This window comes from Streptomyces sp. NPDC020742 (genome assembly GCF_040641675.1).
Classification (GTDB): domain Bacteria; phylum Actinomycetota; class Actinomycetes; order Streptomycetales; family Streptomycetaceae; genus Streptomyces.
Genome location: NZ_JBFAEA010000002.1, coordinates 168,435 through 192,057, shown reverse-complemented (window position 1 = coordinate 192,057; position 23,623 = coordinate 168,435). Strand labels below are relative to the sequence as shown.

The following is a 23,623-nucleotide window of genomic DNA, read 5'->3' as shown; positions in this document are numbered from 1 at the left end:
CCAGCTCACGAAGGACCACCCGCACCATGACTGCCGCCGCCCACCGCCGCGAACACGATCTGCTCGGCGACCGCGAGATACCCGCCGACGCGTACTGGGGCGTGCACACCCTGCGCGCCGCGGAGAACTTCCCCATCACCGGTACGCCGATCTCCGCCTACCCGCACCTGATCAACGCCCTCGCCGCCGTCAAGGAGGCCGCCGCCCGGGCCAACCAGGACCTCGGGCTGCTCGACACCGCGCGGGCCGACGCCATCGCCGCCGCCTGCCGGGAGATCCGCGAGGATGGCCGGCTGCACGACCAGTTCATCGTCGACGTCGTCCAGGGCGGCGCCGGCACCTCGACCAACATGAACGCCAACGAGGTGATCGCCAACCGGGCGCTGGAGCTCCTCGGCCACGCCAAGGGCGACTACCGCCATCTGCACCCCAATGAGCACGTCAACCTCAGCCAGTCGACCAACGACGCCTACCCGACCGCGGTCAAGGTCGCCACGGTGATCGCCGTACGGGAGCTGCTGGACGCGATGGGCGTGCTGCGCGAGGCGTTCGCCGCCAAGGCCGAGGAGTTCCGCGACGTCCTCAAGATGGGGCGCACCCAGCTCCAGGACGCGGTGCCGATGACCCTCGGCCAGGAGTTCTCGGCGTACGCGGTGATGCTGGAGGAGGACCAGAGCCGGCTGGCTGAGGCGGTGCTGTTGATCCACGAGATCAACCTCGGCGCCACCGCCATCGGCACCGGCCTCAACGCCCCCAAGGGTTACGCCGAGGCGGCCCGTGGCCACCTGGCAGCCCTCACCGGCCTGCCGCTGGTGACCGCCGCCAACCTCGTCGAGGCCACCCAGGACTGTGGGGCCTTCGTCCAGGTCTCCGGCGTCCTCAAGCGCATCGCGGTCAAGCTCTCCAAGAGCTGCAACGACCTGCGGCTGCTGTCCTCGGGGCCGCGCGCGGGCCTGGGAGAGATCAACCTGCCGCCGGTCCAGGCCGGTTCGAGCATCATGCCGGGCAAGGTCAACCCGGTGATCCCCGAGGTCGTCAACCAGGTCGCCTTCGAGGTGATCGGCAACGACGTCACCATCACCATGGCCGCCGAGGCGGGCCAGCTCCAGCTCAACGCGTTCGAGCCGGTCATCCTGCACTCCCTCTCGGCGAGCATCACCCACCTGGGGGCCGCCTGCCGCACCCTCGCCGAGCGCTGCGTGGCCGGCATCACCGCCAACACCGCGGCGCTGCGGGCGAGCGTGGAGAGCTCCATCGGCCTGGTCACCGCCCTCAATCCGCACATTGGGTACACCGCCGCGACGGCGATCGCCCAGGAGGCCCTCGCCACCGGGCGCGGGGTCGCCGAGCTGGTCCTGGAGCGGGGGCTGCTGCCGGCCGACCGGCTCGCCGCCCTGCTGCGCCCGGAGGAGGTCGCGGGCACCGGAGGGGCCGTGGCACCGGCCTGACCACCCGCGGGGGATCCCGTGCGCACGCCCGGCCCGCCACCCGCGGGCCGGGCTGTCGTTCCGTGCCCCGCGGGGCGAGAATCGGCTCGACAGGAGCACGAGGGAAGAGGGATCGCATGCGTATCGGGCTGTGCCAGCTGACCGCCACCACCGACCCGGAGGAGAACCTCGCGGCCGTACAGGACCATGTGCGGCGCGCGGCGCGGGACGGGGCACGGCTGGTGGTCTTCCCGGAGGCGTCGATGGTGCGCTTCGGGGTGCCGCTCGGGCAGGTGGCCCAGCCGCTGGACGGCCCGTGGGCCGAGGGCGTACGGGCGGTGGCGCGTGAGACGGGGGTGACCGTGGTGGCGGGGATGTTCACCCCGGCTTCCGACGGCCGGGTCGCCAACACCCTGCTGGCCACCGGACCCACGGTCGAGGAGTCCTACGACAAGATCCACCTCTATGACGCGTTCGGGTTCAAGGAGTCCGATACCGTCGCCGCGGGCTCGCGGGTGGTGACCCTCGACGTCGACGGGGTGCGGGTGGGCCTGGCGACCTGCTACGACCTGCGGTTCCCCGAGCTGTTCCGGGCGCATGCGGACGCCGGGGCGGCGCTGTCCGTACTGCCGGCGGCCTGGGCGGCGGGGCCGGGCAAGCAGGCGCAGTGGGACCTGCTGGTGCGGGCCCGCGCCCTGGATGCGACGGTCTGGCTGGCGGCCGTTGACCAGTGCGGGGCGGGGCCGGGGGCCGACCCGGAGGAACCCACGGCGGCGCCGACCGGCGTCGGGCACAGCACACTAGTCGGCCCGGACGGCACGGTGCGGGCCCAACTGGGCGGCGGACCTGAGCTGTTGGTGGCCGAGGCGGACATCGAGGAGACAGCGCGGGTACGACGGGCGGTGGCCGTGCTGGACAACCGGCGGCTGTAGCACCGGCTCCCGCGGGGCCGGTCAGGCGGCCAGCAGGATCCGCTGGGTGGCGCGGAGGTGACGGTCGATGGCCGCGCAGGCGGCCGCGGCGTCCCCGGCCGACAGTCCGTCCAGGATCTGCCGGTGCTCGGTGAGCACCTCGTCCTGGTGGCGGCCGGCCCGGTAGAGCGCGATCACACCGGCTCTGGTCTGGCGGCTGCGCAGCGCATCGTACTGACGGCTCATCAAGGAGTTGCCGACGGCACCGACGAGGGCGGCGTGGAAGCGGTGGTCGGCGGCGATGAACTCCTTGACGCGCTGGGCACCGCACAACCGTTCCTGCTCGGCGAGGACGACGGCCATCTCCTCGACGGGCGCGGTGCCCGCGGCCGTCGTGTGCGCGGCGGCGAAGCGTTCGATCAGCCGGCGCATGTCCATCAGCTCGGTGATCTCCCGACCGGACAGCGGGGCGATGTGGGCACCGCGCTTGGGCACCAGCCGCACCAGGTCCTCGGCGGCGAGCAGCAACAGGGCCTCGCGGATCGGGGTGCGGGAGACGCCGATCCGGTCCGCGATCTCCTGCTCGGACAGGAACCGGTCCTGCATCTCGGGGTCGGTCAGCACGTTGTCCTTGAGGTACGTGTAGGCCTTCTCCCGCCCCGACTGCATCCGCTCGCTCCCCCGCTCGTGAACTGTCGCCGCCCCGACCGGCACTGCCGACCGGGCCGTATGCGCAGGCTACACGGCAGACGCCACCCCACCGCCCGCCGCACCCGCCTTCCCTGACGGTACGTCATGCAGTCCCGCGTACCGGTGCTCGACGGGGCAGAGCACCCGATCGGGTCGTTCGGCGACATGGTGGCCGTCATCGAGGAGTTCGGCGGCATGGCGGTCGCAGCGGGCCTGGACGATCGAACCGGCCCGGACGATCGACCGGGCCCGGCCCTCGCCGGAGACCGGTACCGGGGTGGCGTAGCAGCCTGCGAGGGCGCGATCAGTCGGCGCCCTCCAGGATGACGACGAAGAAGGCGTCGACGGTATGGACCTCACCGTGGAGAGGTGGGCAGGGTGGAGCGGATCTAGGTGATCCCTTAGATGCCGTAGAGGTCACTCATTCCAGTCGAACGTGAACTGGCCGGTGGCGCTGTCGCGGCTGACGTTGCACGGACGGGGCGTCAGCGTGAACTCCTCTGTAAGTCCCCGTAGCCCCTCGGTCGTTGCGTGGTCCGGCCGCCGGTCGGCGGACTCGATGCTATGAAGGTGACGGCTGGCTCTGCGGCTGATCGCGGCGGGTACGCCCCCGTCCCCGGCGGTGGCTCGCTGCCCTGTGACGGCGACGGTGAGCTCGATGACCAGGATGCGGGCGAGGACGGCGGCGGGACGTTCGGCGGCGCGCTGGAACAGTTCGGTTGAGCGGGTCTCGGCGCCACCGGGATGACCGGTGCAGGAGCTCCCGCCCTTCGACGGTCGCGCGGGAAGGCGACGAGATCGTTCACACGTCGGTGCGGAGCACCACCTCCAGGACGCGCGGGCCGTGTACGCCCTCCACTCGCTCCAGCTCGATGTCGGAGGTGGCCGAGGGGCCGCTGATCAGTGTGATGGGGTGCTCCGGCAGGAGCCGGGCCACCGCCTCGGGCACGCCGGTCTGCACCGACGACCCGTCGACGACGCACACGTGCAGGTCGGGAACGAGCGTCAGCGCGCGCCGCCCCTGGTCCGGCGCGGCGCCGTCGAGGAAGATCGTGCCGGTCTCGGCGCAGCTGACGGCGGAGGCGGTCACCACACCGTCCAGCGCATCGAGCCGGGGCGCCGGCACGTCCGGGGAGTCGGTCACGACCTGGCCGTCGTACGCGGTCAGCCAGGCCGGATCGAGCCCCGGGGGCACACCGATCTTCCGGGCGCCGCGCGCGTGGAGCACCTCGGCGAGCACCGCCGCGGTGGTGTCGGCGGTGCAGGTGTGGACCTGCGCCCGGTAGTCGACGAGCCGGTCGACGAAGAGGGCGAGGCGGTCCTGGTCGGGGAGGTGACGGCCGGTGCGGTAGGCGCGGGGGACGGCCGTCTCGGGCCGGGGGTCGCCGGCCAGGGCGTCCCGGACCCGCTGCAGGACGGTCTCGCGTGCGGTGGTGGTCACGGTGCCTCCTGCTGGGGGTCGTCGGTGTGCCCGGAGCCGCTCTCCGCCGCCGCCCGCATCGTGGCCGCGCCCTCGGCGGAGGCGAACCAGGAGCGGAAGGACTGCCGGGGCGGGGCGGGGGTGTCGCGGCTGTCGCTCCAGCCGTCGAACGGGGGCGGCAGCCGGTGGAAGGTGCCGTCCCGCCCGGCCAGTGCACGCCCCAGGCCCGCCGCGCGCTGGGCGGCCGTGTACAGCCCGGGCCGCTTCATGACCGCGGCCGCCGCCTTCATCGCCAGCTTCTCCGGGGTGGTGCCCGCCTGTTCGGTGTGCTGGTGCCGCAGCTCTACCAGCAGTGACGGGATGTCGATCTTCACCGGGCAGGCGTCGAAGCAGGCGCCGCAGAGGCTGGAGGCGTACGGCAGCGAGCTGTTGGGGTCGTCCTTGGCCTCGTCCATCCCGGCCAACTGCGGGGTGAGCACCGCGCCGATCGGGCCGGGGTAGGTCGATCCGTAGGCGTGGCCGCCGGTCCGCTCGTACACCGGGCAGACGTTGAGGCAGGCCGAGCAGCGGATGCAGTGCAGCGCCGCGCGCCCGATGCGGTCCGCCAGCGCCGCGGTGCGCCCGTTGTCCAGTAGGACGAGGTGGAACCGCTGCGGCCCGTCACCCGGCGTCACCCCCGTCCAGAGCGAGGTGTACGGGTTCATCCGCTCGCCGGTCGAGGAGCGCGGCAGCAGTTGGAGGAAGACCTCCAGGTCCTGGAAGCGCGGCAGTACCTTCTCGATGCCCATGACGGTGATCAGGGTCTCCGGCAGGGTCAGGCACATCCGGCCGTTGCCCTCGGACTCGACCACCGACAGGGTGCCGGTCTCGGCGATCCCGAAGTTGGCACCGGAGACCGCCACCTTGGCCGTCATGAACTTCTCACGGAGGAACAGCCGTGCCGCGGCGGCCAGTTGGGCGGGTTCGGCGTCCAGCTCGGGGTCGACGCCGGGGATCCGGCTGAGGAAGATCTCCCGGATCTCCTCGCGGTTGCGGTGGATGGCCGGGACCAGGATGTGCGACGGCCGGTCGTCGGCGAGCTGCACGATCAGCTCGGCCAGGTCGGTTTCCAGGGCGGCGATGCCCTGTTCCGCCAGGTGCTCGTTGAGGCCAATCTCCTGGGTGGCCATGGACTTGACCTTGAGCACCTCGTCGCTGCCGGTCTCCTGGACCAGCCTGGTGACGATCTCGTTGGCCTCCACGCCGTCGCGCGCCCAGTGCACGGTGCCGCCGTGCTCGGCGACCTTGCGCTCCAGCTCCTCCAGCAGTTCGGGCAGCCGGTTCATGGTGTCGGCCTTGATCGCCGAGCCGGCGTCCCGCAGTTGCTCCCAGTCGGGCAGTTCGCCGGTCACGGCGAGGCGCTTGGCGCGGATGGTGTGGGTGGCCTTGCCCAGGTTGCGGCGCAGTTGCGGGTTCGCCAGCTCGTCGTGGGCGGCCTGGGGGAAGGCCCGCTCGCCGCGCAGATGGCCCGTGCCGTACGGGGAGCGCGGCGGGACGGCCGGCATGCCGAGGAAGGTGCTGCGACTCGGGGCGCTCATCGGGCCACCTCCGTCAGGGCGTAGGGCGTGGTGCGGGTGGCGGCGAGGATCTGCGCCAGGTGCAGGGTGCGGGTGCCGGACCGGAGACGGGAGAGACCGCCGCCGATGTGCATCAGGCAGGACGAGTCGCCCGCCGTGCACACCTCGGCCCCGGTGTCGCGGATGTGCCGCATCTTGTCCTGGAGCATCGCCGAGGAGGTCCCGGCGTTCTTGACCGCGAAGGTGCCGCCGAAGCCGCAGCAGGAGTCCGCCTCCGGCAGCTCCACCAGGTCGATCCCCTCGACGGCGCGCAGCAGCCGCAGCGGCTTCTCGCCGACCCGCAGCATCCGCAGCGAGTGACAGGTGGGGTGGTAGGTCACCCGGTGCGGGAAGTACGCGCCGACGTCGGTCACGCCGAGCACATCGACCAGGAGCTCGGACAGCTCGTAGGTCTTGGCCCGCACGACGGCGACCCCGGCGCACAGGGCCGCGTCCCCGTAGCGTTCGGCGACGATCTGGTGCTGGTGGCGGACCGATCCCGCGCAGGATCCCGACGGCATCACCACCGCCTCGATCGACGGGTCACCGAACTCCTCGGCGAAGTTCCGTACCAGCGGGACCGGTTCGCGCTGGTAGCCGGTGTTGACATGCATCTGGCCGCAGCAGGTCTGCCGCGGCGGGAACACCACGTCATGGCCCAGGCGGGCCAGCAGTACCGCGGTGGATTTCACCGCCTCCGGGAAGAGCGTGTCTCCCAGACAGGTGGCGAAGAGTGCGATGCGCATGGAGCCTCCTTCGCGCTTATGGTCCGACCATACTCGCTTCGGACCGAAGAAGGAAAGTGCAGGAGCGGTTTGGTCCGACCTTATTGACATGCGACATCTTCGATGGGCTACTGAGGGCCGATCCGTCAGCCACACGGCGCCGCACCCGCCGGGAACGGGACGTTCCGGCGGCCGGGCGCGCGCAGAACTCGATGAGGAGCACTCCGTGGCCAGCACTCCCCCGGCCGTCCTGGCGGCCTACACCCCCGATGTGACCGCCGTCGGGCACAGCCTCACCGCCACCGCACTACTGGGTCTGGTCCCCCTGGCCACCTTCTTCCTGCTCCTGATGGCGGCCCGGCGCCCCGCGCTGCACTCCGCCCTCGGCGCCCTGCTGGCCGCCCTCCTGGTGGCGGTCCTCGGTTACGGGATGCCGCTGCGCCTCGGCCTGCTGTCCGCCGGACAGGGTCTGGTCTTCGGGCTCTTCCCGGTGATGCTGATCGTGGTGTCGGCCCTCTGGTTCTACGAACTCACCGTGGTCAGCGGGCGGTTCGAGGATCTGCGCCGCTGCTTCAACTCCGTCGGCCGGGGCGACCTGCGCATCCAGGCCATGCTGATCGCGTTCTGCTTCGGTGGTCTGCTGGAGGCCCTCGCCGGGTTCGGTGCACCCGTCGCGATCACCGCCGCCATGCTGATGGCGCTCGGGCTGCCACGGGTGACCTCGGCGGTGGCGGTGCTGGTCGCCAACACCGCGCCGGTCGCCTTCGGCGCCATGGCCATCCCGATCACCACCGCGGGCAACCTCACCGGCATACCGGCCGAACAGCTCGCCGCCGTCATCGGCCGGCAGAGCCCGTTGCTCGCCCTCTTCGTCCCGCAGCTGCTGCTCTTCATCGTCGACGGGCGGCGCGGGGTGCGGCAGTTGTGGCCCGTCGCCCTGGTCACCGGCGCCGTCTTCGCCCTCGCCCAGTTCTGGTGCTCGGCCCACTTCGCCTACGAACTCACCGACGTCGTCGCCGCGCTCGCCGGATTCGGTGCCGCCGTGCTCATGCTGCGCCTGTGGACCCCCACGACACCCGACGAGGCGCGCTCCCAGGTGGCGCCCGAACCGCTGACCGGCCGCCGCACCACCCTCGCCGTCCTGCCGTACGCCCTGGTGATCGCGGTCTTCGCGGTCGCCAAGCTCGACGTCGGCGCCCTCCACCTGCCCGAGCTGCTGGGCCGCTGCACCCTCACCCTCAACTGGCCCGGCCTGTACGGCGACCTGCTGGCCCCCGACGGCTCACCGGCGGCCAGCGCGGTCTACAAGCTGGAGGTGCTGGGCAACCCCGGCACCCTGCTCCTGCTCTCCGGCGTCCTGGTGATGCTGGTCTACAGCCGCGCCGAGGACGCCGACCGCTTCCCGATGAGCCTGCGCGCGGGCCTGTCCTGCGCCGGGCGCACCGTGGTGGCCATGCGGGGCGCGATCGCCACGGTCGCCACCGTGCTGGCGCTGAGCTACGTACTGAACCAGTCGGGACAGACCCTCGCCATCGGCACCTGGCTGGCCGCCGCCGGCGGGCTCTTCGCCGCGCTCTCCCCGGTGCTCGGCTGGCTCGGCACCGCCGTCACCGGGTCGGACACCTCCTCGAACGCACTGTTCGCCACGCTCCAGCAGACCGCCGGCAAGGCCGCGGGCCTCGACCCGACGCTGCTGGTCGCGGCGAACACCACCGGCGGCGTGGTGGGCAAGCTGATCAGCCCGCAGAACCTGACCATCGCGGCCACCGCGGTGGAACAACCCGGCACCGAGCGGGTCCTGCTGCGCAAGGTCGTCGGTTACAGCGTCGCGATGCTGGCGGTGCTGTGCGTCCTGGTGTGGTTGCAGTCGCTTCCGGCGCTGTCCTGGATGCTGCCGTAGCGGCACGGCGGGGTGGCGTCAGGGACGCGGGCCGGCGGGGGGGGTCCCCCGGCTCGTCAGCGCCCCGGTCTCCACCCCCATCTACGGCGCGGTCTACGGCGCGGTCCCGGTTCCGCTCTCCTCCGCCCGCTCCTCGGCCGCCTCCGCCGCCTCCGCCGCCTCGGCCGTCTCGGCCGCCTCGGCCGCCTCGGCCGTCTCGTCGACCAGCGTGCCGTGGAAACCGCGGATGTGCTCCTCGACCAGGTCGGCGGCCCGGGCGCCCTCGCCCGCCCGCACCAGTCGCAGCAGCTCGGTGTGCTCGGCGTTGAGCGCGCTCGCCGTGGCCGGCCAGTCCTCCGCCGTCTCCAGCGCCCGCAGGATCAGCGGGCGCACCGACTCCCGTACGGCGGAGGTGAGGGTGGAGTTGAGCTGGTTGCCCGAACAGCGGGCGATGGCGACGTGGAACCGGGTGTCGAGGTCGTTGAAGTCGGCGACGGTCACTTCGGGCCGCCGCATCCGGTCCAGTAGCTCCTCGACCTCGTCGAGGTCCGCCGCCGCGGCGTGCTCCGTGGCCGCCTCGAAGCTGGACCGCTCCAGCACCACCCGGGCCTCCAGCACGTCGTGCAGGCTGTAGCTGCCCAGGGCGAAGTGCAGGCGCAGCAGCCGGCCCAGCGCGTCATCGGGGTTCCGGACGATCCGCGCCCCGGCATCCGGGCCGCGGCCCGCCTGGGCGACCAGCACCCCGATGGTCTCCAGCACCCGCAGCGCCTCGCGCAGCGCGGACCGGCTGACGCCCAGGATCGGCGCCAGCTCACGCTCGGGGGGCAGCCGGTCACCGGCCTTGAGCTCGCCGGCGAGGACCCGCTCCTCGATCCGCTCCAGCACCAGCTCATGTGTGCGCGACTGCCGCACAGGTCGCCATTCGGCGGACATCCAGCACTCCCCGGCTCGGCCCTCATGCTCCTCTGCTCAAACTATGTCACACCGGGCGTGTGGTCGGACCATTCGGTGTGGCTGGGTCGACGCTGGTGGGCACGGCGGGCTCCGGAGCCACCGGTGCCCCGCGCGCCCGCCCCTCACCCACCCGTCCCTCACCCACCCGCCAGGAGGTCGGTGACCCAGCGGTGGAAGGCGCCGATGTGGTGCTCGCTGGGCACCAGCACCCCGCCGTGGCGGTAGGCGCGGGAGCTCATGGCCGGCTGGGTGCGCTCGCAGGCGGCGAAGTCCTGGGAGTTCACCCGGTGGAAGAGCTCGGCGGACCGGGAGAGGTCGGCACCGGAGTCGACCACCTCGGGCAGGTAGAGCCAGTCGCACTCGACGACGGTGCGGTCGGGGGCCATCGGGAACATCCGGTGCACGATGACGTGGTCGGGGACGAGGTTGACGAACACCTGCGGCCGGACCGTGATCGCGTAGTAGCGGCGGTCCTGGGCGTCGTCGATGCCGGGCAGCCGGTCGAAGCCGGCGCTGCCGTCCACGGTGAATCCGGCGGCCTCCTCGGCGAACTCGGCGCCGTGTCCGACGTAGTACTGGGCGGCGAATCCATCGGCGAACTCCGGTAGTACGTCGGTGAGTTCGGGGTGGATGGTGGCGCAGTGGTAGCACTCCATGAAGTTCTCGACGATCAGCTTCCAGTTGGCGCGCACGTCGTAGCGCACGCGCTTGCCCAGGGCGAGCCCCTCGGTGCGGTAGTGCTCGATGGCGGCGGGGTCGCCCAGCCGCTCGGTGGCCGCGCCGATCACGCTGTCCTCGAAGGACGGTGGATCGTCGGCCAGGCACACCCAGGCGTAGCCGAGCCACTCGCGCAGCGGGACGGGGACCAGACCGCGTTCGGTGCGGTCGATGTCGGGCATGCGCTGGAGGTTGGGGGCGGCGACCAGGCGGCCTTCGAGGTCGTAGGTCCAGGCGTGGTAGGGGCACTGGAGGGTGCGGCGGACCTCGCCGGACTCCTCGGTGCACAGCTGCGCGCCGCGGTGCCGGCAGACGTTGAGGAAGGCGCGCAGCCCGCCCGCGCGGTTGCGGGTGATCAGCACGCTCTCCCGGCCGATCTGCACGGTACGGAAGGCACCCGGCTTCGCCAGGTCGGCGCTGCGCACGGCGCAGCACCACAGCCGCTCGAAGATCTGCTCCTGCTCGCGCCGGAAGATCTCCGGGTCGGTGTAGTAGCGGCCGGCGAGGGTGGTGATCAGGCTCGGGGAGAGCGGGGTGGTCGTCACGTGCGTACTCCTCAGGCGGGTGCGGCGGCGGGCCGGGCGGGTCCCCGGCGAAGCGCCGGGCGGGGTCGAAGAGGCCGATCGGGTGCGCGGTGGTGCCGGTCAGGGCCGGGTCGGCGACGCTCTCCCCACCCCCTCGAAGTGCACGTCGGCGCCCTGCAGGCTGCGCGGGCTCGCGGCGTCGGGCACGCACCCAGGGCGTTTCTTTTGGATCTTCGTGGATCAGGGAGCGGGGTCCGGTAACGCCCTAGCGGCGGATGCGGGTCATCTTCGGGTCGAAGAGCGGCTCCTCGGCGACGGTCGCCGGGACCCGCGCGCCGAAGTACTCGATGTGCACGCCGGTGCCGGTGGCGAGCGGCGGCAGCCAGGCGTAGGCGATGCACCGGCCGAGCGTGTAGCCGTAGGCGGCACTGGTGACATGGCCGGCGGGGACGCCGTCGACGAAGACCGGCTCCTTGCCCAGGACGACGGCGGCGGGGTCGTCGAGGAGCAGCGGGGTGAGCCGCCGGGTGACCGGGGCGTCGGTGAGGGCGTCGCGGCCGATGAACTCCTTGTCCCTGCGCACCGCGAAGCCGACGCCCGCCTCGAACGGCTGGTGTTCGTCGGTCATGTCGGTGCCCCAGGCGCGGTACCCCTTCTCCAGGCGGAGGGAGTTGAAGGCCGAACGGCCGGCGGCGATCACACCGTGCGCCCGGCCCGCCTCCCACAGCGTGTCCCACAGCCGTAGCCCGAGGTCGGCGGTGGTGTACAGCTCCCAGCCCAGCTCGCCGACGTAACTCAGCCGCATCGCGGTGACCGGGACGTGGCCGAGGTAGGTCTGCCGGGTCCGGAAGTAGCCGAAGCCCTCGTGGGAGAAGTCGTCGCGGGTCAGGGGCTGGACGAGGTCGCGGGCGAGCGGTCCCCAGACGCCGATGCAGCAGGTGCCCGAGGTGAGGTCGCGGATCTGGACCCCGGAGGGGGCGTGCCGCAGCAACCAGTCGAGATCCGCCGGGGAGTTGGCGCCGACCTGGAAGCGGTCGGGCCCCAGACGGGCGACGGTGAGGTCGGAGCGGATGCCGCCGGTCTCGTCCAGGAGCAGGGTGTAGGTGACCGCACCGGCCTTCTTGCGGAGGTTGTTGGTGGTCATCCGGTCGAGGAAGTCCAGGGCGCCCGGCCCGGTGACCTCCAGCCTGCGCAGCGGCGTCATGTCGTACAGGGCCACCCGCTCGCGGGTCGCCTTCGCCTCGGCGGCGGCGATCGGCGACCAGTAGCGCGCCGACCAGGCGTCCCGCTCGGGCAGGCGGAGGCCTTCGGTGAGCGGGGCGTTGGCCTCGTACCAGTGCGGGCGCTCCCAGCCGCCGGCCTCCAGGAAGTACGCCCCGAGCTCCTGCTGGCGCGGGTAGAAGGGGCTGGTGCGCAGCGGCCGGGGCTGTGCCACGGGCTGCAGCGGGTGGATGACGTCGTAGACCTCGATGAAGCTCTGGGCCCCGCGGTCGGCGATGTACGCGGGCGAGCGCTGGGCGTCCTCGAAGCGGTGCAGAGCGCACTCGTGGACGTCGAGTTCCGGCCGCCCGTCCGTCATCCACTCGGCGACGGCCTTGGCGACGCCCGCGGAGTGGGTGACCCAGACCGCCTCGGCGAGCCAGAATCCGCGCAGCTCACGGGATTCCCCGAGGAGCGGCATCCCGTCCGGGGTGAAGGAGAAGACGCCGTTGAAGCCGTCGGCCACCGCGGACCGGCTCAGCGCGGGCAGCAACCCGATGCCGTCCTGCCAGCTGGGCGCGAAGTCCTCCTCGGTGAAGGGCAGCGAGGACGGCATGGCGCGGGGGTTCCCCCCGTTCGGGCGCAGCCGAGAGCTCGGGGGAAGGTCGTCGTAGGCGGGGACGGTGAACGGGTCGACGGGCAGCGGGCGGTGGGCGTACGAGCCGATCCCCAGCCGGCCGCCCCCAGCCGCGTCGAGGTGTTCGCGGAAGTAGAGGTCCCGGTCCTGGAAGCGGAGGATCGGCCGGATCGCCTCGGTACCCGGGGCAGGGACGGCGCCGTCGAGCTCGGGGAGCGGTGCGGTCGTCGCGTACTGGTGGGCGAGCGGCAGCAGCGGGACGTCGACCCCGGCCATCGCGCCGATCACCGGGCCCCAGAAGCCGGCGGCCGAGACGACGTGGTCGGCGGGGAAGGTGCCCCGGTCGGTGACCACGCCGGTGACCCGGCCGTCGGCGCGCTCGATGCCGGTGACGGTGTGCCGGTCGAGGAAGCGGGCCCCGCGGGAGGCGGCCCGCGCCATCTGGGCGCGGCAGGCCGGCACGGCGCGGGCCAGGCCGTCGTCGGGGGTGTGGAACCCGCCGTACAGCACGGTCTCGTCCAGCATCGGCCACAGCTGAGCGCACTGCCGCGGGGTGAGCAACTCCCCCCGGACGCCCCAGGAGACGGCGAGTCCGGCCTTGCGGTGCAGGTCGGCCCAGCGCGCCTCGGTGGTGGCGATCTCCAGACCGCCGACGGGAAGGAAGCAGGGCGCTCCGTCGGCCTCCAGGGCGCCGAACTTCTCGGCGGTGTAGGCGGCGAAGGCGGTCATGGTCCGGGAGGGGCCGGTCCGGAAGACCAGCCCCGGGGCGTGCGAGGTGGACCCGCCGGGCGCCGGCAGCGGGCCCTGTTCGAGGACGGTGACGTCGGTCCAGCCGCGGGCGGTCAGTTCGTCGGCCAGGGAGCAGCCGACGATGCCGGCGCCGATGACAACCACACGGGAACTGCTTGCGGGCGTACGGGACATGCCCCTCCTCCTGCTGGTCGGGGTGGTCGACGGGAAACGCCGTTACCGGATCACATGGGGGGGTGGGAAGACGCGGCCAGGAACTCGGCGGCCACCGGGATCGTCCGCGGCCCGGCCGGGACGCCGTGCTGCGCCGCGGTCGACGGCAGGGACCTCGTGTGGCATGCCTACCCCCTCGGTGTTGCGCACTGCACGACCGGTTGCGCCACGAGAGACATAGTGGGAACGCCGTCTCGGCACCGTCAAGAGGTTCGTGCCGACGGCCGGTAAAAGGCTCGTTACGCCCCCGGACACACCTGCCGACACCCTTGCCGGCACTCTCCGGACACACCTGCGGGGCCGGAGCAACCGCCCCGGCCCCGCACCTGCGGTCCGTCCGTCAGCCGCTCAACCGGCGTACCCCATCCGCCGGGAGAGCTCCTCGGCCGCGGAGACGGTGCCCTTGACGACCGCGGGCAGCCGCGCGTCGCCCAGCCGGTAGGCCGGCACCGATACGCTGAGCGCCCCGATCACCGCGCCGTCGTGCGCCCGCACCGGCGCCGCGACCGCCCGCAGTCCCAGCTCCAACTCCTCCACCGCCAGCGCGAACCCCTGCGCGACGACCTGTCGGAGCTCCCGGCGCAGCGCCTCGGCCGAGGTGACCGTCCGCTCGGTGAGCCGGGGCAACGCGCGCCCCAGCACGGCGTTCTGGACCGGCGCGGGCTGATGGGCGAGCAGCGCCTTGCCGCTGGAGGTGGCGTGCAGCGGCGTCCGCCGGCCGAGCCAGTTCTGGGCGGTGACCGAGGCGGGGCCGCGGGCCTGCATGATGTTGACCGCGGCGTCGCCCTCCAGCACCGCGATGTTGACCGTCTCCCCCAGCTCGTCGGCCAGTCGACGGCAGACCGCGGCACCCTCCTGGGAGATGTCCAGCCGGACGGCCGCCGCGCCGGCCAGCCGCAGCACGCCGGCGCCGAGGAAGTACTTGCCGCGCTCCTGTTCCTGCCCGACCAGCCCGCGGCTCTCCAGCACCCCCAGCAGCCGGAACGCGGTCGACTTGTGCACGCCCAGCTCGTCGGCGACCTCGGTCACCCCGGCCTCGCCGAGCCGCGCCAGGATCTCCAGCACGGTCACCGCCCGGTCCACCGACTGCACGACGGCCGCGGGCCCCTTCGTAGTCCTGCGCTCCGCCCGCTCCTCCACGATGTCCGTCATGGGTGGGACCTCACCGCCCGGGAGCCCGGTCGCGGGTCCGGTGTCGCATGGCCGGCATTTCCGGGGACCGCTTGACGCACACCGCCCCCGGTTGGATTCTGTTGCGCATAACGCTCCATCGTGCGCAACGCGAAACTCGATGATGTTGAACAGCAACAGGGGGGTCCTGTGATTCCTGTCTGCCCTCTCGTCGATCTGCCCGCGGGCGAGTCCGTACGCATCGATACCGCTCCTCCGATTGCCGTCTTCCACGCCGACGGGCAGCTGTACGCCATCGACGACACCTGCACCCACCAGGACGCCTCGCTCGCGGACGGCTGGTTGGAGGGGTGTCTGGTCGAATGCCCGCTGGGCGCCGCTTCATTCGATCTCCGCACCGGAGCGCCCACCTGCCTGCCCGCGCGCCGGGCGGTGCGCACCCACCCGGTGACCGTCGGGGCCGGCGTGATCAACGTCCACCACGCCGCCGCCGAGGAGGGCACCGCCGCATGAGGTCGGTCGCTGTCATCGGGGCCTCGCTCGCCGGGCTGTACACCGCACGGGCCCTGCGCGCCGAGGGGTTCGACGGCCGGCTGACGATCGTCGGGGACGAGCCGCACCCTCCCTACGACCGGCCGCCGCTGTCCAAGGGCTTCCTCACCGGCGCCACCGGCCCCGACCAACTCGCCCTCGCCGACGCCGAGGAGATCGCCGAGCTCGACGTCACCTGGCTGCTCGGCACCCGCGCGACCGGACTCGACACCGCTGCCGGCGCCGTGCTCCTGGAGGGCGGCCGGTCCCTGACGGCGGACGGCGTGGTCATCGCCACCGGCGCCACGCCCCGCCGCCTCCCCGGCCCCGCCCCCGCCGGTACGCACACCCTGCGCACCCTCGAGGACGCCCGCGCGCTGCGCGCGGACCTGGTACGCGGCCCGTCCCGGGTCGTGGTGATCGGCAGCGGCTTCATCGGCGCCGAGGTGGCCTCCTCCTGCGCCGCACTGGGCCACGAGGTCACCGTTGTCGAGGCCGCCCCGCTCCCCCTGCTCCCCCAACTCGGCGCCGACATGGCCCGGATCTGCGCCGCCCTGCACGCCGACCACAAGGTCACCCTGCGCACCGGCGCCGGCGTCGCCCGCCTCCACGGCGCCGGTCCGGACGGCCGCATCACCGCCGTGGAGCTCACCGACGGCCGGCAACTCCCCGCCGACACCGTCGTCGTGGGCATCGGCGTCCGCCCGCAGACCGACTGGCTCGCCGCCTCCGGGCTGCCGCTCGACGACGGCGTCGTCTGCGATGCCGGCTGCGTCACCCCGATCCCCCACATCGTGGCCGTCGGCGACGTCGCCAAGGTCTCCGGCAACCGCGCAGAGCACTGGACCAGCGCCACCGAACAGGCCACCGTGGCCGCCCGCAACCTCCTCGCCGGCAGCACGGTCACCACCCACCGGGCACCGCCCTACTTCTGGTCCGACCAGTACGGCGTACGCCTCCAGTTCGCCGGCCGCCGCGGACCCGCCGACACCGTGCGCGTCCTCGAAGGCTCCCCCGACGACCGCAGCTTCCTCGCCTGCTACGAACGCAACGGCACCACCACCGCCGTGCTCGCCCTCAACCGCCCCCGCCCCTTCCTCCGCCACCGCCGCGCACTCGCCCGCACCACCCCGCCGGCCACGACCTGACCACCACCTGCCCACGGCCTGCCCACGGCCCCCGGCCTCGGTGCTGGTGAACACTCCCCTCCAGCTGTCGCCAGCTCCCGTGGAGTACGGCCGGCCGGTGACCGTGTGCGGTCGACGGCCGCGTATCGGCTCCAGGTCCCTCCGGCCTCGGACGCGAGGAGGTGACCCGGGACCGCGCCTCGTCTTGGCCGGTTCGTCGGTGCCCGAGGCCCGTCGATGGCGAACACCCGGGGCGCATCCCTTAGGGGGACTGCTCGTGCCGGGTGAACGCGGAGATCAGGCCGTGGGCTGTGTCGTTGTCGGAGTCGACCCCGTGGGCCTCGACACCTTCAAAGGTGACAGCCTCGGCGCTGCGGGGGAACAGCGCCTGCTCGTATGCGGTGAGCGCGGCCTCGACGTCGTCGGGGTGCACGGCAAGGGCCTTGCCGAGTTCGGCGCCGTCGAGCATGGCCAGGTTGGCGCCTTCGCCGTTCGGGGCCGAGAGATGGGCGGCGTCGCCGAGCAGGGTCACTCCGGGCACCCGGTCCCACCGGTGCCCGGCCGGCAGAGCGTAGAGGGGACGCAGGACCGGGGCGATGTCGCCGTCGGTGATCAGCGCGGTGAGCTCTGGCGCCCAGCCGTCGAACTCCCGCGCGATCCGCGCGGTGGCCGCGGCGGCATCGGCGAAATCGATGGCGGCGAACCAGTCCTGCGGCTCCGACAGCCCCACATAGGCGTGCAGAGTGTCGCCCCTTTCCCGGTGAGCGAAGATCTCCCTGCCCGGCGTGGGCGCGATCATCGACCCGCCGCCGACCGCTTTTGCGGCGGCTGGGTGCCGGGTGTCGGCGTCGAAGAGATACGTCTCGACGACCGACTTGCCGACGTACTCGGGTGTGGCGGTGGAGAGTAGCGGCCGGACCCGTGACCACGCGCCGTCCGCGCCGACCAGCAGGCCGGTGGCGACGGTGCTGCCGTCGGCGAAGGTCACCTCGTGGCGCCCCTCGCCGAGGCTACGAACGCCGCTGACCTTGCGCCCCCACCGGACGGTGCCGGCCGGGAGCGAGTCGAGCAGGATCTGTCGCAGCTCGCCGCGTAGCACCTCGGGGCGTCCCCCCATGCCGTCGTCGACCTTGTCGAACAGGACGGTCCCGTCCGGGTCGAGGACCCGCATGGCCTGGCGGCCCGCCAGAATCAGGTCACGGAACTCGTCCATCAAGTCGGCTGTTTCGAGGGCGAGTTGTCCGTTGTAGTCGTGGATGTCGAGCATCCCACCCTGCGAACGCGCAGCCGGGGAGGGCTCCGCCTCGTAGACCGTGGCCGGTATTCCGTGGACGTGCAGGACGCGGGCGAGCGTGAGGCCGCCGAGCCCGGCGCCGATGATGGTGACGTCAGGGGGCATGGGGGCTTCCCTTCTGATCGTGGACCGCTGGGCGGACACCCGGCAGGTCACGCCGGGAGCCCGTTCCATGAGGTCGGGACGATGCGGTGCTGGTGGCCGGTGCCGTTGATGTCCGGCGCCAACCAGCTCCAATGTCCCGCCGGCCATCGACAGATCACCGACAGATCACGACCACCGCCGACAACCACCCGACACCGGCCCCGCCCCACTGGCGGTTGTCCTGCCCAGCGGCCGGGGAACAGCCACCGGCAGGCGTGGCCAAGTGCCGTCCACTCCGGGCCCGTTACCCCGCCCCGGTCCTCCGGCCCGTTGCTCCGGCCGCCTGCTCCGGTCTGTCAGACCGCCTTCAGCCGGCGCTCCGCCGCGTCCACGGTCTGGCTGAGCAGGGTGGCGATGGTCATCGGCCCGACGCCGCCGGGGACCGGGGTGACCAGGGAGGCGCGGGCGACGGCCGCCTCGAAATCCACATCGCCGACATTGCCGGGGTTGTAGCCGGCGTCGACGACCACCGCACCGGGCTTGATGTGGGCACTGGTGAGGAAGTGCGGCCGGCCGACGGCGGCGATCAGCACGTCGGCCTGGCTGGTGAGCGAGGCGAGGTCGGCGGTGCGGGAGTGGCAGTAGGTGACGGTGGCGTTGCGGCCGAGCAACAGCATGCCGACCGGCTTGCCCAGGATCGCGCTGCGCCCGACCACCACGGCGTGCTTGCCAGCGAGTTCGACGCCGTAATGGTCCAAGAGGGCGAGGATCCCGGCAGGAGTGCAGGAGGCGAAGCCGTCCTCGCCGAAGCTCATCGTGGCGAAGGAGTGGTAGGTGACCCCGTCGACGTCCTTCTCGGGGGCGATCGCCTCGAAGGCGGCGCGCTCGTCGATGTGCGGGCCGGCCGGGTGCTGGAGCAGGATGCCGTGCACCCCGGGGTCGTGGGAGAGCTCGGTGAGGGTCTCGACCAGCTGCGCGGTCGTGGTGGCGGCGGGCAGTGCGAGGTGCCGGGACCGGATACCGGCCTTCTCGCAGCGGTTGCGCTTCATCCGCACATAGGTCACCGAGGCGGGGTCCTCACCCACCAGGACGGTCGCCAGGCAGGGGGCCTGGCCGGTCCGTTCGGTGAGGGCCGCGGCGCGCTCCGCGGTCCGTTCGAGGATGCTGCGGGCGAGGGCGGTGCCCTCCATCAAGCGGGCGGTCGGGGACATCGGCACTCCTGGGCGTCGTACGGGATCGCCCAGGCGCGCGGCAGTGGCCATACGGGGCCGAGCCGCTCCCCGGTGGTACTCCACCCCAGCGCCAGTCACGGCTCACCGCCACTGTAATCGACGCCGTGGAAGCGGTGGGGGCCGGTGCCGACGCCGCCGGCGAAGGGCCGGCGCCCGAGGCGGGCGCGAAGGGGCCGGGCTCCGAAGCCGGCGCGAGAAGCGGTCAAGTAACGGTGCCCGAGGCCGCCCCGAGGGGGTGGTCATGTGGGGGTGTTGCCATTTCCCGGCGCGCTGAGCGGCGGTGTGGTGGGGGTGGTGGCTTCCCACTGGCTGAGGATGCCGTCCCAGTCGTGCTGGGCGGCGGTGATGGCGTTGGCGTCCCAGGTGGGCGGGGAGGGCTGCTGGGGCCCCTCGTAGACCTGGTAGTCCTGGTAGTTCTGGTGACTCTGGTAGTTCGGGTAGCCCGAGTGGGACTCGTAGTTCTGGTAGGGCTGCTGTTTCCAGGACTCCTGCTCGTACTGCTCCCGCGGGTGGTGTTCGCGCGGCGGCTGCGACGGTCTCTCCCGCCAGGCGAGCGGGGTGTGATCGGTCTGCGGTGACTGGAGCTTGGCCATCCGGCGGTGCCGCCCGGTGCGGTCCGCGGCGGCGGCGGTGTGCCGACTCTCGGCGGAGAGCTGCTGGGCGCGGGCGACCAGCAGCCGTACGTCCAGGCCGAGTTCGGTGGCGAGGGCGGTCAGGTCGACCCCCGCGTGCCAACTGCTCATCAGGATCGCATCGAGCGCCGGCGCCCAGGCGGGGTCGGCGATCGGCGGTGCGGTGAGGTGCGGGGAAGGAGCCTGGGGCGCAGCGGTCTGCGGTGCGGGCGCGGCCTGGGCGGCGGCCGGCGGCGCCGGGGGCGCGGCGGCCGGACCTGCGGGGTGGGGCGTCGCCTGGGGCGCGGGAGCCGGCTCGGGCGCCGGCGCCGGCTCGGGCGCGGGCTGCTGCTCACGCGACTCGGCCAGCAGGCTCTGGGCGACCGCGCGGGCGTCGTCCTTGCCCACCGTGCGGCGGGCCAGGCGGACTTCGCGTTCTTCGAGGCCGAGCAGGTCCGCCACCACCGCATCGCTGCCGACGGTCACGGCGAAGGCGGCCAGGGTCCGCGAGCGGCGGGCCTCGGCCTCGTCGAGGAGTCCCTGCGTCCGGCGGACCTCGTCATCGCTGCTGCAAAACGCCTGTGCGAGTACCGCATGGCGCTCCCACAACTCCCTCGGTTCCATGTCAGCGACAACGTTTTTTTCGTCCGGATTGGACCGCTTCTCCGCAATAGATCACTGCATGAGGTGATATTCGCGGGAGTTGTTCCCCACCTCCGCGACGGATGTGCGGGGAGCCGGAAAAATACGCAGTGACCCCAGGCTCGAAGAATCGTTTCTACGTCCATGAGCGTCCCTACCTCCGGCACCGTCGCAGGTCACGGTCAGACTTCCCTCCCGCATCCCGGCGCCATGCCCCGGTGGATCACCGCCGAGGTCGCCCGGCAGACGCCACTGTACGCGGGCCTGGTGCGGCTCTGGACGGAGCGCGCCGCCACCGTCCCCGGCGTCGCCGACCCCGAGTGGCAGCGGCTGGTCTCGTACCACTGCCTGATGGAGGAGACCGAGACCGCGCTCGCCGCGCTCCGGCCGCACCGGGCCCCCGATGTGCTGCCGCCGCGCAACGCGGTCCCGGCCGCCCGCCCCGCCCGGCCCGCCCGCCTGGAAGCCTGACGACGGACCACCTGCCGGTCCGCGCCGGCGGCGTCAGCGCAGGGTGTACCCGCCGTCGGGGTAGAGCGTCGAGCCGGTCGTGAAGCCGTTGGTGAAGAGGAACAGCACGGCGTGGGCGATCTCGTCCTCGGTGCCGAGCCGCTGCAGCACGGTGTCCCTGCGGTACTGGGCGAAGCTCGCCTCGCGGTCGGGCGCCGGGCGGTGCGCCCAGAGGTTGCCGTCCACGGTGCCCGGGGAGACCACGTTGACGCGGACCGGGGCGAGTTCCACCGCCAGCCCGCGACCGAGGCCTTCGACGGCGGCGTTGCACGCCGCGTAGGCGGGTGCCGGGCCGGGTGGCCGGGCACCCGCCGCGCCGGACATCAGCACCACTGAGCCGTCCGGTGCCAGCAGTGGAGCAGCCTGCCGGACAACGCGGTACTGCCCCCAGAACTTGGCGGTGAACGGACTCGCCGCGTCCTCCTCGCTCAACTCCCTTAAGGGACCGACCCGGTAGGAACCCGCAGTGGTCAAGAGGTGGTCGACGCGGTCCAGTTCATCGAAGAAGGCGGCCACCGAAGCGGGGTCCGTCACGTCCACCGTCCGCCACCGCGCGGAGCTCCCCAGCGCCTCGGCCGCGCCCGCGAGCCTCTCCGGGGTCCGGCCGCCCAGGACGACCCGCGCGCCGGCTGCGGTGGCCCGCCGGGCGACCCGCAGCCCGATGCCGGAGGCTCCGCCGATGAGGACGACGGTCCGGTCATGGAGCGGGTACCCGCCGGGCGGGGTGGGGGCGTGGGGAGCGGGGTGCTGCACGAGAGAGTCCCTCCTCCTCGCGTCCGGCGGACGCGAGCCGGTCGAAAGCGTGATCACGAATGGCAACCCCGCCCGCCTGTGGAACATTCCGGCACCGCCGGGCTTGATGCCGTCACCAGCCGCGGAGCGGTGACGCGGCAGCACACCGGTCGTGCCCGGTGACCACCTCAACGGCGAAGGGTCTCCCGGATGTTGAAACCACCGCTTCCCGAAACGGCGACCGTGCTGCTGGCCCGGCCCGACCCCGCCGTCATCGGCACCCTGCGCCCGGACGCCCAGCCGGTGTCCACCGCCTCCTAGTACCTCTGGGAGGCCGGCCGGGTGCTGGTCAACATGGACAAGGGCCGCAAGCGGCTGCATCTAGAGCGACCGCTGGCACGGCTGGGGCGGCCTAAAGGCCAGCGGCCGGGCGGGGTGCGGCAGGGGCGCCGGCTCCGGTTCAGCCGGCGCTCTTCTGCTGCAGGTAGGCGGCGACATCGGCGACGTCGTTGGCGATGCCGAGGATCTCGTTGACGTCGGCGGTGGCGGTGGCGGCGCCGTTGACCCCGACGAAGAAGACGTCGAAGCGGTCCTTGCCGGTCTGTAGGTAGCCGGCAATGGTCTCGGCACCGACGGCGAGCCGTTCGTTGAGCGCGTCTCCACCCCCTACGGTCCCGGTCTTGGCGAAGACCTTGCCGCGTGCCGGACAGTGCCGGCAGGAGTCCGCCAGGGTCCCGTCGACCCCCAGGACCGGCAGTGCCTCGCGGAAGCGCCGGGCCTCGGGGGTGTGCTGCCAGTACGTCAGGATCTGCGCCAGGGCCCGCGGGGTGGTCCGGTCGTTGGGGTTGCCGCCCCGGGCGTCCTCAAGTTGTACGGCCTTGCGGTCCACCTTCGCGGTGTCCAGGAACCGTGCGAGCACCGGGAATCCGGCCTCGCAGTCGGTGCTCCCGGCGTGCACGGCCATCAGGCAGAGCCCGAGGTTCGCGCCGAGGTTGTGGCTCACCTTGAGGATCAGCTCGGCGTACTCGGCGTACGGCGGGGAGGTGTAGCGGGCGACGGTGGGCACGCCCTGGTAGGAACGGGGCAGCCGGCCGGCGGGGTTGGGGCCGGTGGTGTTCGCGGTGACCTGGACCCCGGCCCGCCGCAGCGCCTCGATCAGGGCGGTCCGGCCGAAGGCGTTGGGGTCCTTGACCGGTGAGATCCGCAGGGTGGGGGCGGAGCCCGCGGCGATGGTGCCGGACAGCTGGATCCGGGTGCCGTCGGGGGAGGCGGTGACGTCGATGTCGGTGGGGCCGCCCTTGGCGACGGTGCGGACGGTCGAGGTGACCCGGTACGGCGCGACCTTGGGCCGCACCTCCAGGCCGGCGGGGGCGCCGGGCCCGGAGCCGGGCGTCGTCAGCAGGTCGATGACGTTGTCGTTGAGGATCAGCGGAGTGGGGGTGGGGTCGAGCTCCGGGTCGGGCCGGAACAACCGCGGGTCGACGAGGACGTCGCCGTTGACCCGGCGGATGCCCGAGGCCCTTACCTGGCGGGCGAGTTCGTCGATGCCGGCCAGCGGATTCTGTGGGGTGAGGGTGGCTCCGGGGATGAGGTTGGCGTAGGTGTGGTCGATGTCGGTGAAGGCCACGGTGCCGTTCTTGCGGGTCCGGCCGCCGAGGGTCAGGTCTCCCTGGGCGACCAGGACGAGGTTGCCGCTGAGCGTGCCGTAGCGGCGCCGGCCGACGGCGTGGATCGGGGTGACGAAGCGGTGGCCGCCGCCCAGGGTGCGCCAGGTGCCGCTGACGCCGAAGAGCTTGGCTGTCGAGCCGGGGATGAAGAACTGGTCGGCGTAGCGGGACTGCACCACCTTGCCGGTCCCCAGATTCTGCTGGAACAGGCCCCACTGGGCGTGCCGGTACGCCGGCTTCGCCAGGATCGCGGCGGCCCGGGGGTCGAGTGCGCCCGGACTCGCCGGTGGCGGCGAAGGGGTCGGTGGCGCCGCCTGGACGAGGCCGGTGAGGACCACGCCGACGGCCAGTAGCACGGCCAGGGTGACGGCGGACCGCCGCGGGATCCTTCTGCGTCTGACGGATGGTGACATGCCCACT

21 protein-coding genes and 1 riboswitch are annotated in these 23,623 nt (G+C 72.7%); of the genes, 8 read left to right on the top strand and 13 right to left on the bottom strand.

The annotated features are described in order from the left end of the window. Positions 1-26 precede the first annotated feature (26 nt). Positions 27-1,448 carry an aspartate ammonia-lyase gene (gene aspA / locus AB0G84_RS04875; RefSeq protein WP_361315566.1) on the top strand — a complete coding sequence of 474 codons (1,422 nt, stop codon included), beginning with the start codon at positions 27-29 and terminating at the stop codon, positions 1,446-1,448. A gap of 116 nt (positions 1,449-1,564) precedes the next feature. Continuing rightward, complete coding sequence (locus AB0G84_RS04870; RefSeq protein ID WP_361315564.1) at positions 1,565-2,359, top strand: carbon-nitrogen hydrolase family protein; 795 nt, start codon at positions 1,565-1,567, stop codon at positions 2,357-2,359. A gap of 21 nt (positions 2,360-2,380) precedes the next feature. On the opposite strand, the gene AB0G84_RS04865 is transcribed toward AB0G84_RS04870, so the two are convergent. Next, positions 2,381-3,007 carry a GntR family transcriptional regulator gene (locus tag AB0G84_RS04865; protein ID WP_361315561.1) on the bottom strand — a complete coding sequence of 209 codons (627 nt, stop codon included), beginning with the start codon at positions 3,005-3,007 and terminating at the stop codon, positions 2,381-2,383. 126 nt (positions 3,008-3,133) lie between these two features. Here AB0G84_RS04865 and AB0G84_RS04860 point away from each other — a divergent pair, with 126 nt between their 5' ends. Together AB0G84_RS04860 and AB0G84_RS04855 are read left to right on the top strand one after the other, a co-directional pair. Beyond that, positions 3,134-3,355 carry a hypothetical protein gene (locus AB0G84_RS04860; protein WP_361315558.1) on the top strand — a complete coding sequence of 74 codons (222 nt, stop codon included), beginning with the start codon at positions 3,134-3,136 and terminating at the stop codon, positions 3,353-3,355. A 243-nt stretch (positions 3,356-3,598) separates the two neighbouring features. Beyond that, positions 3,599-3,751 carry a hypothetical protein gene (locus tag AB0G84_RS04855; RefSeq protein ID WP_361315556.1) on the top strand — a complete coding sequence of 51 codons (153 nt, stop codon included), beginning with the start codon at positions 3,599-3,601 and terminating at the stop codon, positions 3,749-3,751. Between the two features lie 79 nt (positions 3,752-3,830). On the opposite strand, the gene AB0G84_RS04850 is transcribed toward AB0G84_RS04855, so the two are convergent. From AB0G84_RS04850 to AB0G84_RS04840, 3 genes are read right to left on the bottom strand one after another with little or no spacing between them, the layout of a single operon-like run. Then, positions 3,831-4,469 carry an LUD domain-containing protein gene (locus AB0G84_RS04850; protein WP_361315553.1) on the bottom strand — a complete coding sequence of 213 codons (639 nt, stop codon included), beginning with the start codon at positions 4,467-4,469 and terminating at the stop codon, positions 3,831-3,833. Then, a complete protein-coding gene (locus tag AB0G84_RS04845; protein WP_361315550.1) occupies positions 4,466-6,025 on the bottom strand; it encodes a lactate utilization protein B in 1,560 nt (519 codons plus the stop codon). Before AB0G84_RS04845 ends, AB0G84_RS04850 begins: the two co-directional genes overlap by 4 nt. After that, positions 6,022-6,789 carry a (Fe-S)-binding protein gene (locus AB0G84_RS04840; RefSeq protein ID WP_361315549.1) on the bottom strand — a complete coding sequence of 256 codons (768 nt, stop codon included), beginning with the start codon at positions 6,787-6,789 and terminating at the stop codon, positions 6,022-6,024. Before AB0G84_RS04840 ends, AB0G84_RS04845 begins: the two co-directional genes overlap by 4 nt. 205 nt (positions 6,790-6,994) lie before the next feature. Here AB0G84_RS04840 and AB0G84_RS04835 point away from each other — a divergent pair, with 205 nt between their 5' ends. Continuing rightward, positions 6,995-8,668, top strand: a complete 1,674-nt coding sequence (locus tag AB0G84_RS04835) for an L-lactate permease (RefSeq protein ID WP_361315547.1) — start codon at positions 6,995-6,997, stop codon at positions 8,666-8,668. A 93-nt stretch (positions 8,669-8,761) separates the two neighbouring features. Here AB0G84_RS04835 and AB0G84_RS04830 read toward each other — a convergent pair whose 3' ends face one another. From AB0G84_RS04830 to AB0G84_RS04815, 4 genes are all read right to left on the bottom strand, one after another. Next, complete coding sequence (locus AB0G84_RS04830; protein WP_361315544.1) at positions 8,762-9,580, bottom strand: FCD domain-containing protein; 819 nt, start codon at positions 9,578-9,580, stop codon at positions 8,762-8,764. 158 nt (positions 9,581-9,738) lie between these two features. Next, entirely contained in the window at positions 9,739-10,863 is a 1,125-nt protein-coding gene (locus AB0G84_RS04825) for an aromatic ring-hydroxylating dioxygenase subunit alpha (RefSeq protein WP_361315542.1), read from the bottom strand. Between the two features lie 244 nt (positions 10,864-11,107). Continuing rightward, positions 11,108-13,603: an FAD-dependent oxidoreductase gene (locus AB0G84_RS04820; protein ID WP_361315539.1), complete on the bottom strand. Its 2,496-nt coding sequence runs from the start codon at positions 13,601-13,603 to the stop codon at positions 11,108-11,110. Between the two features lie 387 nt (positions 13,604-13,990). Continuing rightward, a complete protein-coding gene (locus AB0G84_RS04815) occupies positions 13,991-14,794 on the bottom strand; it encodes an IclR family transcriptional regulator (RefSeq protein WP_361315536.1) in 804 nt (267 codons plus the stop codon). Between the two features lie 168 nt (positions 14,795-14,962). On the opposite strand from AB0G84_RS04815, the gene AB0G84_RS04810 reads away from it, so the two are divergent. Both AB0G84_RS04810 and AB0G84_RS04805 read left to right on the top strand, forming a co-directional pair. Beyond that, positions 14,963-15,286 (top strand): bifunctional 3-phenylpropionate/cinnamic acid dioxygenase ferredoxin subunit, encoded by a 324-nt coding sequence (locus tag AB0G84_RS04810; RefSeq protein ID WP_361315534.1) that lies wholly within the window; start codon positions 14,963-14,965, stop codon positions 15,284-15,286. Continuing rightward, a complete protein-coding gene (locus AB0G84_RS04805) occupies positions 15,283-16,452 on the top strand; it encodes an FAD-dependent oxidoreductase (protein WP_361315531.1) in 1,170 nt (389 codons plus the stop codon). The genes AB0G84_RS04810 and AB0G84_RS04805 overlap by 4 nt, the downstream gene beginning before the upstream one ends. A gap of 241 nt (positions 16,453-16,693) precedes the next feature. Here AB0G84_RS04805 and AB0G84_RS04800 read toward each other — a convergent pair whose 3' ends face one another. From AB0G84_RS04800 to AB0G84_RS04790, 3 genes are all read right to left on the bottom strand, one after another. Next, positions 16,694-17,830, bottom strand: coding sequence for an NAD(P)/FAD-dependent oxidoreductase (locus tag AB0G84_RS04800; RefSeq protein WP_361315528.1), 1,137 nt, complete (start codon positions 17,828-17,830; stop codon positions 16,694-16,696). Between the two features lie 335 nt (positions 17,831-18,165). Then, positions 18,166-19,026 carry a tetrahydrofolate dehydrogenase/cyclohydrolase catalytic domain-containing protein gene (locus AB0G84_RS04795; RefSeq protein WP_361316790.1) on the bottom strand — a complete coding sequence of 287 codons (861 nt, stop codon included), beginning with the start codon at positions 19,024-19,026 and terminating at the stop codon, positions 18,166-18,168. A 14-nt stretch (positions 19,027-19,040) separates the two neighbouring features. Beyond that, positions 19,041-19,129, bottom strand: a riboswitch (ZMP/ZTP riboswitch). 151 nt (positions 19,130-19,280) lie between these two features. Continuing rightward, positions 19,281-20,276 carry a hypothetical protein gene (locus AB0G84_RS04790; RefSeq protein ID WP_361315525.1) on the bottom strand — a complete coding sequence of 332 codons (996 nt, stop codon included), beginning with the start codon at positions 20,274-20,276 and terminating at the stop codon, positions 19,281-19,283. A 228-nt stretch (positions 20,277-20,504) separates the two neighbouring features. Here AB0G84_RS04790 and AB0G84_RS04785 point away from each other — a divergent pair, with 228 nt between their 5' ends. Then, positions 20,505-20,765, top strand: a complete 261-nt coding sequence (locus tag AB0G84_RS04785) for a hypothetical protein (RefSeq protein ID WP_361315522.1) — start codon at positions 20,505-20,507, stop codon at positions 20,763-20,765. Positions 20,766-20,798: 33 nt separating this feature from the next. On the opposite strand, the gene AB0G84_RS04780 is transcribed toward AB0G84_RS04785, so the two are convergent. Both AB0G84_RS04780 and dacB read right to left on the bottom strand, forming a co-directional pair. After that, the gene (locus AB0G84_RS04780; protein ID WP_361315519.1) at positions 20,799-21,557 is read right to left on the bottom strand and encodes an SDR family oxidoreductase; all 759 of its coding nucleotides are present in this window, start codon (positions 21,555-21,557) and stop codon (positions 20,799-20,801) included. A gap of 439 nt (positions 21,558-21,996) precedes the next feature. Next, on the bottom strand, positions 21,997-23,616 hold the full coding sequence (dacB, locus tag AB0G84_RS04775; protein WP_361315517.1) for a D-alanyl-D-alanine carboxypeptidase/D-alanyl-D-alanine-endopeptidase: 1,620 nt from the start codon (positions 23,614-23,616) through the stop codon (positions 21,997-21,999). Positions 23,617-23,623: the final 7 nt, after the last annotated feature.